The 8,410-nt window shown below is 72.1% G+C and carries 8 protein-coding genes and 1 pseudogene; 2 read left to right on the top strand and 7 right to left on the bottom strand.

Annotated features, from left to right (window positions below; genetic code table 11):
* A pseudogene (locus ACJA3G_RS23390) lies at positions 1–701 on the bottom strand (pyroglutamyl peptidase); the annotation flags it as partial.
* 165 nt (positions 702–866) lie between these two features.
* On the bottom strand, positions 867–1,793 hold the full coding sequence (locus ACJA3G_RS23385) for an SGNH/GDSL hydrolase family protein (RefSeq protein ID WP_406554994.1): 927 nt from the start codon (positions 1,791–1,793) through the stop codon (positions 867–869).
* A gap of 316 nt (positions 1,794–2,109) precedes the next feature.
* Between ACJA3G_RS23385 and ACJA3G_RS23380 the strand changes: the two genes are divergently transcribed.
* Positions 2,110–2,604: a DUF3145 domain-containing protein gene (locus ACJA3G_RS23380; RefSeq protein WP_406554993.1), complete on the top strand. Its 495-nt coding sequence runs from the start codon at positions 2,110–2,112 to the stop codon at positions 2,602–2,604.
* A gap of 100 nt (positions 2,605–2,704) precedes the next feature.
* Here the strand turns inward: ACJA3G_RS23380 and fabF are convergent, their stop codons facing one another.
* The 5 genes from fabF to ACJA3G_RS23355 all read right to left on the bottom strand — a co-directional run bounded on the left by fabF (position 2,705) and on the right by ACJA3G_RS23355 (position 7,602).
* Positions 2,705–3,967: a beta-ketoacyl-ACP synthase II gene (gene fabF, locus ACJA3G_RS23375; protein ID WP_406554992.1), complete on the bottom strand. Its 1,263-nt coding sequence runs from the start codon at positions 3,965–3,967 to the stop codon at positions 2,705–2,707.
* Between the two features lie 92 nt (positions 3,968–4,059).
* A complete protein-coding gene (locus ACJA3G_RS23370; RefSeq protein ID WP_389887195.1) occupies positions 4,060–4,308 on the bottom strand; it encodes an acyl carrier protein in 249 nt (82 codons plus the stop codon).
* A 56-nt stretch (positions 4,309–4,364) separates the two neighbouring features.
* Positions 4,365–5,360, bottom strand: coding sequence for a ketoacyl-ACP synthase III (locus tag ACJA3G_RS23365; protein WP_406554991.1), 996 nt, complete (start codon positions 5,358–5,360; stop codon positions 4,365–4,367).
* A 14-nt stretch (positions 5,361–5,374) separates the two neighbouring features.
* Positions 5,375–6,316 (bottom strand): ACP S-malonyltransferase, encoded by a 942-nt coding sequence (locus tag ACJA3G_RS23360; protein WP_406554990.1) that lies wholly within the window; start codon positions 6,314–6,316, stop codon positions 5,375–5,377.
* Between the two features lie 89 nt (positions 6,317–6,405).
* On the bottom strand, positions 6,406–7,602 hold the full coding sequence (locus ACJA3G_RS23355) for a PucR family transcriptional regulator (RefSeq protein ID WP_406554989.1): 1,197 nt from the start codon (positions 7,600–7,602) through the stop codon (positions 6,406–6,408).
* Positions 7,603–7,693: 91 nt separating this feature from the next.
* On the opposite strand from ACJA3G_RS23355, the gene ACJA3G_RS23350 reads away from it, so the two are divergent.
* On the top strand, positions 7,694–8,353 hold the full coding sequence (locus ACJA3G_RS23350; RefSeq protein WP_406554988.1) for a pirin family protein: 660 nt from the start codon (positions 7,694–7,696) through the stop codon (positions 8,351–8,353).
* Positions 8,354–8,410: the final 57 nt, after the last annotated feature.

Raw genomic sequence — 8,410 nt, 5'->3', positions numbered from 1 at the left:
CGCCCCTGGCTCACCGTGGTGAACAGGTCCACCCGGGGCAGCACCGGCCGCAGCGTCCGCTCGACCGTGCCCGCCGCGAAGTCGTCCCAGCGGACGGGGAACATGGCCGTCTCGATCCGGGCGGGCCCGGCGGCCGTGTTGACCCAGGTGCCGTCCAGCGCCAGCGCCGTCGCGCCCGAGGGGTTGCCGATCCGGATGTCCCGGTCGAGCGTGAACGGGTCGAAGCCGGTGACCAGGATCTTCTTGTAGCCGGCGGCCGAGGCGTACGTGATCGAGTCCTGGCCCCGCGACCCCCGCTCCAGACGGTCGAGCAGCGCCGCCCGCCGCGTCGCGGACAGCCCGAACCCGGGCTCCCAGCCCCGCAGCTCGCGCGTCATCCCCAGCCGCGCCCAGTACAGCGGCCGGTCGTCGCCCCGGCTCAGGTCGCCGCCCGCCGGACCGCGCCCCTGCGCCCGGTCCACGGCCCGCCGCCACAGCCCGGCGCCCTCCCGGGCGACCAGCCGCTCGGCCTCCCGGTAGGACCGCACGCCGTCGAGCTCCCGCGCGAACCGCCCGGCCACGTCGTCGAACCCGGAGCGCCGCAGTATCTCCCGCGGCACGGCCTGGTCCAGGCGCTGTTCCTCCACGGTGGGCGGCGCCCCCGTCGATGCCCGCGCCTGCGCCTGCGCCGGGACCGGCGCGAGCGCCGCGCCCACCGTCATCGAAGCGACCAGCAGGGCGAGCCGTGCCACCCGTACGCCCCGTACACCCCGTACACGCCGTCCACGAACCACTGGGCATCCTTCCCTCAAGGCCTGGGCGGCCAGTATCGAGAAGGAACTCTCCTGTGAACAGGGGGACTCGGAGTGACGGAAGGGATCCGGCCGTCAGGCGGGCGGGCGCGCCGCCGTCACATTGCGGTACGCGATCTCCGCCAGCCGCTCCTGCCCGTCCTTGCTGGGATGGAACCAGTCCCAGTGGCTCAGCTGGTCGCCGGTGAAGCGGTAGTCGAAGACCGCGCCTCCGTCGTAACGGCAGTAACGGTCCTTCGCGCACACGTCCTTCAGCGCCTTGTTGTACGCCACCACCCGCGCGTACACCGCGTCGCGCCGCTCGGCCGCCGCGGGTCCCAGGTCGTCCGCGTCGCTCAGCATCGACTGGCAGATGCCCAGCTTCCAGATCTGCTTGCCCAGCGCGTTGCCCCGGCCCTGCGACCACAGGCGTTTGAGGTCCGGCACGCTCGACACGTACACCTGAGTCCTGGGCAGGCCGGCGCGCAACTGGCGCAGGGACCGCTCGAAGCCCGACCGGAAGTCCGCCACCGACGTCATCCCGTCGACCGAGTCCCGGCAGGCGTCGTTGCCGCCGACCATCACCGTGACCAGCTCGGGGCGGTGGGCCGCGGCCCGGGTCAGCTGGGCCGGGAGGTCGGACATCCGGGCGCCGGTACGGGCGTAGTTCCAGCTGCGGGCGGCGGCGGAGGCGGGGCCGAGCAGCCGGGTCGCCAGCGAGCGCACCCCCGAGTCGCTGCCGGTCGCCCAGGACGCCTCGGGGCAGTCGGCGAGGACCATGCAGGCGTCGAAGCCCCGGGTGATGGAGTCGCCCACGGCGGCGATCGACGCCGGGCGCGGGTTCCAGTGGGAGGTGGGGGTCGGCGAGGGCTTCCGGGCGGTGCCAGGGCGGTGTTCGACCGGCGACCCCGAACTCGTGCATCCTGCCGTGACGGCGAGCGTCAGCGCGGTGAGGGCGGCGGCGGCCGGGGTGCGGCCCCGCGCGGTGCGGCTCCGGCGTGTCGGCGGCGTCCCCTGGTCCATCCCCATGGTCCCCTCCCTCGGGTGCCCCTGGCGTCCTGGCGAGTGAAAGCTTCGTGTTTCCCGGGCCCAGGACCGACCGTACGACACCTTTCTGTCTGCTCCGCGCGGTAGCTTTGGCCCGTCCAGCCAGAGGAACCACGCCAGACGGCTCCGGTAAATTACATCACGTCACATACTGTCCCCATTCAGGAGATTAACTCCCGATGCTGTTTACTGTTGACCCCAGGGGCAGAATGTCAGGTGCTGTCCTGACCGGGACCGGTAGGGGCGCGAGGCCGCTGGGGAAGGCGAACCTCGAACCGCACTGGAGGTCCCGGTGACGACACGTGGAGTTCTGTACATCCACTCCGCCCCCCGCGCGCTGTGCCCGCACGTCGAGTGGGCCGTGGCGGGGGTGCTCGGTGTGCGCGTCCAGCTCGACTGGATCCGCCAGCCCGCCTCGCCCGGCACCTGGAGAGCCGAGTTCTCCTGGCAGGGCGAGCCCGGCACGGCGTCCAAACTCGCGTCCGCCCTGCGCGGATGGCAGATGCTGCGGTTCGAGGTCACGGCGGAGCCGTGCGCCACGGCCGAGGGCGAGCGCTACAGCGCCACGCCCGAGCTGGGAATCTTCCACGCGGTCACCGGCATCCACGGCGACATCCTGATCCCCGAGGACCGGCTGCGGGCGGCGCTGGCCCGCTCGATGCGCGACGAGAGCGACCTGGAGGCCGAGATCGCCCGCCTCCTCGGCAAGCCCTGGGACGACGAGCTGGAGCCGTTCCGGTACGCGGGCGAGGGCGCGCCCGTGCGGTGGCTGCACCAGGTCGTCTGAGCCCTCCGGGCCCCGACGGCGCCCATGAGCAGCGGAAAGGGCCCCCACCGAGCGGTGGGGGCCCTTCCGGTCACCTGCGGGCGTCGTGGACGCCGCCGGCTCAGACGGAGCGGAACGCCAGGACGACGTTGTGACCGCCGAAGCCGAACGAGTTGTTGATCGCGGCGATCGACCCGGAGGGCAGCTGGCGCGGCTCGCCGCGCACGATGTCGGCCTCGACCTCGTCGTCGAGCTCGTCGACGTTGATGGTCGGGGGCGCGAGGCGGTGGTGCAGCGCCAGGACCGTCGCGACGGTCTCGATGCCGCCGGCGCCGCCGAGCAGGTGCCCGGTCATGGACTTGGTCGCGGAGACCGCGATGTGGTCCATGTCCTCGCCGAGGACCTTGCGCAGCGCCTTGATCTCGGCGACGTCGCCCTGCGGGGTGGACGTCGCGTGCGCGTTGAGGTGGACGACCTCGGACGGCTTGAGGTCCGTGGAGTCCAGCAGGTTCTGCAGGGCCGCCGCGACACCCCGGCCGGTCGGCTCGGGCTGCGCGATGTGGTGGCTGTCGGCCGACAGGCCCTGGCCGAGCACCTCGCAGTAGACCCGGGCGCCGCGCTTGGCGGCGTGCTCGGCCGACTCCAGGACGACGACACCGGCGCCCTCGCCGAGGACGAAGCCGTCCCGGGCCTTGTCGTACGGGCGCGAGGCCTGCTCGGGGTTCTCGTTGTTCTTGGACATCGCCATCATGTTGGCGAACGCCGCCACGGGCAGCGGGTGGATGGCCGCCTCGGTGCCGCCGGCCACGACGACGTCGGCGCGGCCGGTGCGGATCATCTCCACGGCGTAGCCGATCGCCTCGGCGCCCGAGGCACAGGCGGAGACGGGGGTGTGGACGCCCGCGCGGGCGTTCACCTCCAGGCCGACGTTGGCCGAGGGGGAGTTCGGCATCAGCATCGGGACGGTGTGCGGGGAGACGCGGCGTACGCCCTTCTCCTTCAGCACGTCGTACTGGTCGAGCAGCGTGGTCACACCGCCGATGCCGGAGGCGATGACCGTGCCCAGACGCTCGGGGGCGATGGACTCGTCGTCACCGGCGGGGGCGGTGTAGCCCGCGTCGGCCCAGGCCTCCTTGGCCGCGATCAGCGCGAACTGCGCCGAGCGGTCCAGCTTGCGGGCGAGCGGGCGGGGCAGTACCTCGCCCGGGTCCACGGCGGCGGTGGCGGCGATGCGGACCGGGAGGTCGGCGAAGCGCTCGCCCTCCAGGGGCCGGACGCCGGAACGGCCCGCCAGCAGACCTTCCCAGGTCGAGGCGGAGTCGCCACCCAGCGGTGTGGTTGCGCCGATACCGGTGACGACCACGGTGCGATTGGTCGAGCTCACAGGAAATTTCTCCACGGTGTAAGGGGGATCAGCGGCGCCACCGCCGGGTGGCGGCAGTCACGCGGAACTGGGTCCGGGACTGAGTCGGGGACTCAGGCCTGGTGCTTCAGGATGTAGTCCGCGGCGTCGCCGACGGTCTTGAGGTTCTTGACGTCGTCGTCCGGGATCTTGACGTCGAAGCGCTCTTCGGCGGCGACGACGACCTCGACCATGGACAGCGAGTCGACGTCCAGGTCGTCGGTGAAGGACTTGTCCAGCTGGACGTCCTCGACGGGGATACCGGCGATCTCGTTGACGATCTCGGCGAGACCCTCGACGATCTCTTCCTGGGTGGCGGCCATGTGGCGCTCCTTCGGTGTTTTTACGGGTTTGCGGGCATCCGGAAGATCCGGTGTGCCTAGGGGAGGGTAACGACCGTCGCGGCGTAGACGAGACCCGCCCCGAAGCCGATGACGAGCGCGGTGTCACCGCTCTTCGCCTGTCCGGTCGCCAGGAGCCGCTCCATAGCGAGCGGGATCGAGGCGGCCGAGGTGTTGCCGGTGGTCTCTACGTCACGGGCGACCGTGACGTGCTCCGGCAGTTTGAGAGTCTTCACCATCGAGTCGATGATCCGCATATTGGCCTGGTGCGGAATGAAGACGTCCAGGTCGTCCGCGCTGATTCCGGCCGCGTCCAGCGCCTGCTGGGCGACCTTCGCCATCTCGAACACGGCCCAGCGGAACACCGCCTGGCCCTCCTGCGTGATCGCAGGGAACTTGCCCGCGGAGTCGTACTCGGTCCACGGCACGGTCTGCTTGATGGTCTCGGACTTGTCGCCCTCGGAGCCCCAGACGGTACGGGCGATGCCCGGCTCGTCCGCGGGGCCGACGACGACCGCGCCCGCGCCGTCACCGAACAGGAAGGCCGTCGCGCGGTCCTCCAGGTCGGTCAGGTCGCTGAGCCGCTCGACGCCGATGACCAGCACGTACTCCGCGGAACCCTCGACGATCATGCCCTTGGCGAGGGTCAGGCCGTAGCCGAAGCCCGCGCAGCCCGCGGAGATGTCGAACGCGGCCGGCTTGACCGCGCCGATCTTGTCCGCGATCTCGGTGGCGACGGCCGGGGTCTGCTTGAAGTGCGAGACCGTGGAGACGATCACACCACCGATCTGCTCGGGGGTGAGACCGGCGTCCGCGATGGCCTTGCCCGCGGCCTCCACCGACATCGCCGTCACGGTCTCCTCGTCGGAGGCCCAGTGCCGGGTGGAGATGCCGGAGCGGGAGCGGATCCACTCGTCGGACGAGTCGATCTTCTCCAGGATGACCTCGTTGGGGACCACCCGGGTCGGCCGGTAGCCGCCGACGCCCATGATCCGGGCGAACGGCGCGCCCCTGCTGGGCTTGATCTTCGACATGCTGCTACGGCTCCTTATTCGGCGCCCGCCGCGTCAGCGGCAGGTGTCCCGGTCTCGGCGATGAGCGCGCGGGCCGCTTCGAGGTCGTCCGGGGACTTCAGGGCGACGGTCTTCACGCCGGGCAGCGCGCGCTTGGCCAGGCCGGTCAGGGTGCCGCCGGGGCACACCTCGATCAGCGCGGTGGCGCCCAGTTCGCGGAACCTCTCCATACAGAGGTCCCAGCGGACGGGGTTCGAAACCTGGTTCACCAGACGGCTCACGACCTCGGCGCCGGAGGCGACCGTGGCGCCGTCGGCGTTCGAGACGTAGGTGATCCTCGGGTCGGAGACGTCGAGCGAGGCCGCGGCCTCGCGCAGCTCCTCGACCGCGGGAGCCATGTGGTGCGTGTGGAACGCGCCCGCGACCTTCAGTGCCACGACCCGGCGCACGCCCTCGGGCTTGTCCGCCTCCAGGGCGGCCAGCTGCTCCAGGGTGCCCGCGGCCACGACCTGGCCCGCGCCGTTCACGTTCGCCGGGGTGAGGCCGAGCTTCTCCAGGTGCGGGAAGACGACCTCGGGCTCACCGCCGAGCAGCGCGGACATACCGGTCTCGGTGATGGCCGCGGCACGGGCCATGCCCAGGCCCCGGGTGCGGACGAAGCCGAGCGCGGCCTCCTCGGAGAGCACGCCCGCGTAGGCGGTGGCCGTGATCTCGCCGACGCTGTGGCCCGCCACCGCGCCGGGGGTGATGTCACCCAGTGCCGCGGCGGAGAGCAGACCCGCGGCGACCAGCAGGGGCTGGGCCACGGAGGTGTCGCGGATGGCGTCCGCGTCCGCCTTCGTGCCGTAGTGGACGAGGTCGAGCCCGATGGCGTCGGACCACGCGGCGAGCCGGTCGGCGGCGCCGGGGAGGTCGAGCCAGGGAGTCAGGAAGCCGGGCGTCTGAGCGCCTTGGCCGGGAGCGACGAGTACGAGCACTCTCACACTCTCTCTTGTGGACGGCCCTGCTCGCCCGTGGGGACAGGGACGAAGAACCGTCGGGGGAATTGTGGGTGTCCGACAAAAGTCTAGGACTGAGGATCTCCGTCGGCCAGACGCCCCAGGATCAGGGCGATCCTGAGCGTGAAGGCGGAACGCACATCGGAGGGGGACCAGCCGGTGACGTCCGTCACACGTCGTAGCCGGTAGCGCACGGTGTTGGGGTGGACGAAGAGCATCCGGGCCGCGCCCTCCAGACTGCTCGCCTGCTCCAGATAGACGCTCAGGGTCTCCAGGAGCGCCGAGCCGGCCTCCTCCAGCGGTCTGTAGATCTCCTCCACCAACTGCTCCCGCGCAGCCGGATCGGAGGCGATCGCGCGCTCCGGGAGGAGATCGTCCGCCAGAACGGGCCGGGGAGCGTCCTGCCAGGCGGTGCACGCCTTGAGGCCGGCGGCGGCGGCCTGGGCGGAGCGGGTGGCCGCCAGCAGGTCCGGGACGACCGGTCCGGCCACCACGGGACCGGCCGCGTACGGGCCGATCAGGGCCTTGGCGACGTGCAGCGGGTTGTCGCTGCCGCCCGCGATGACGACCAGGCGGTCGCCGAGCACCCCGGTGAGGACCTGGAGCTTGGCGTGCCGGGCGGCCCGCCGGATGGCCTCCACGGTCAGCTCGCTGTCGCCGTCGGGGGCGGTGCCGAGCACCACGCACACATGCTCGGGGGAGTTCCACCCCAGGGCGGCGGCCCGGGAGACGGCGCCCTCGTCGGCCTCGCCGGAGAGCACCGCGTTGACGACCAGCGACTCCAGGCGCGCGTCCCAGGCACCGCGTGCCTCGGCGGCCTGGGCGTACACCTGGGCGGTGGCGAAGGCGATCTCGCGCGCGTAGACGAGCAGGGCCTCGCGCAGGATCGACTCGTCGCCGGGCGCCGCCACCTCCTCGATCGCCGTCTCCATGACCTCGATGGTGGTGCGCACCATCTCGACGGTCTGGCGCAGGGTGATCGCCCGGGTCAGTTCGCGCGGAGCGGTCCCGAAGACGTCCGTGGAGATCGCCTGCGGGGTCTCCGGGTGCCGGAACCACTCGGTGAAGGCCGCGATGCCGGCCTGGGCGACCAGTCCGATCCAGGACCGGTTCTCCGGCGGCATCGCCCGGTACCACGGCAGCGTCTCGTCCATGCGGGCGATGGCGTTCGCGGCGAGCCGGCCGGAGGACTGCTCAAGGCGCTTGAGGGTCGCGGTGTGCGGATGGGCGGCGTTCGGCGGCTGCGGCGATTCGGGTTCGGGCACGGGACAAGACTGCCTTATAGGGACGGGTGCATGCCCTGCCGGGGGTTCGGGGGGCGTTCCGGGCCCGCCCGACGGGACTACCGTGGGTCCCGTGATTTCCGTGAGGCGCGCCGACGAGCGCTACCGGGGCGGTGACGCGGCGGCCGGCATCGAGTCCCTGCACGCGTTGTCCTTCGGCCGTTTCTACGACCCGGACAACCTGCGCTTCGGTCCGGTCCTGGCCTGCAACGAGGAACGGCTCGCCCCGGGTGCGGGCTTCGACGAACACCCGCACAGCCATACCGAGATCGTCACCTGGGTGGTGGAGGGCGAGCTCACCCACCGGGACTCCACGGGCCGCGCCACGGTGGTACGGGCGGGGGACGTCCAGCACCTCAGTTCGGCCGGCGGGGTGCGCCACGAGGAGCGCAACGACGGCACGGCCCCGCTGGTCTTCGTCCAGATGTGGCTGGCCCCCAGGGAGCCCGGCGGCGCCCCCGCGTACGAGATCGTCCGGGGGATAGCCGACTCCACGCCGTACGCGGTCCTGGCGGCCGGGGCGATGCTGCACGTACGCCGTCTCGCGCCCGGCGAGCGCACGGCGGTGCCGGACGCGCCGGGGGTGTACGTGCACGTGGTGCGGGGCGAGGTCGATCTCGCGGGCGAGCGGCTCGGCCCCGGCGACTCGGCCCGGGCCACGAACGAGCCCGCCCTCGACGTGATCGCCCGCACCCGGGCGGAACTGCTGCTCTGGGAACTCCCCGAGGGGTAGTGCGGCTTCGCCTCTGGGGCGGGGGGCGGGTGCGGTGTGCGTGCTTTGTCTGCGGAC

Origin of the sequence: Streptomyces sp. YS-3 (genome assembly GCF_045257485.1) — a bacterium.
Taxonomy (GTDB): domain Bacteria; phylum Actinomycetota; class Actinomycetes; order Streptomycetales; family Streptomycetaceae; genus Streptomyces.
This window is presented reverse-complemented; position numbering and strand designations above follow the sequence as displayed.